Source organism: Halalkalibacter lacteus (assembly GCF_036663595.1).
GTDB classification, from domain to species: domain Bacteria; phylum Bacillota; class Bacilli; order Bacillales; family Bacillaceae_D; genus Halalkalibacter; species Halalkalibacter lacteus.
This window is the reverse complement of sequence record NZ_JAWRVL010000504.1, coordinates 1-230: the sequence shown is the minus strand read 5'-3', so window position 1 is coordinate 230 and position 230 is coordinate 1. Positions and strand designations below refer to the sequence as shown.

At 70.9% G+C, this 230-nt stretch carries 1 protein-coding gene; it reads left to right on the top strand.

Translation table 11 applies throughout. The annotated features are described in order from the left end of the window. A partial coding sequence (locus SAZ04_RS23165; protein ID WP_332700187.1) for a hypothetical protein occupies positions 1–230 on the top strand: 230 nt, incomplete at both ends.

The following is a 230-nucleotide window of genomic DNA, read 5'->3' as shown; positions in this document are numbered from 1 at the left end:
GACGACGCCCTCGGCTACCTGCGGGTTGCGATCGCGCCGGACAAGGCCGGTCAGGTCGCTGCCCTCAGCGGTGTGGAGGCCGTCGACGTCGACGAGGTCATCCCGCTCGATGACCCCCGTCCGGGGGGCCAGCAGGCACCTCTGCCGCAGGACCCGCCCGGGCCCACAACGCCAGCCATCAATCCCTACATGCCGATCGGTGAAACGGGCGCCGCGCAGTTCAGGCAGGA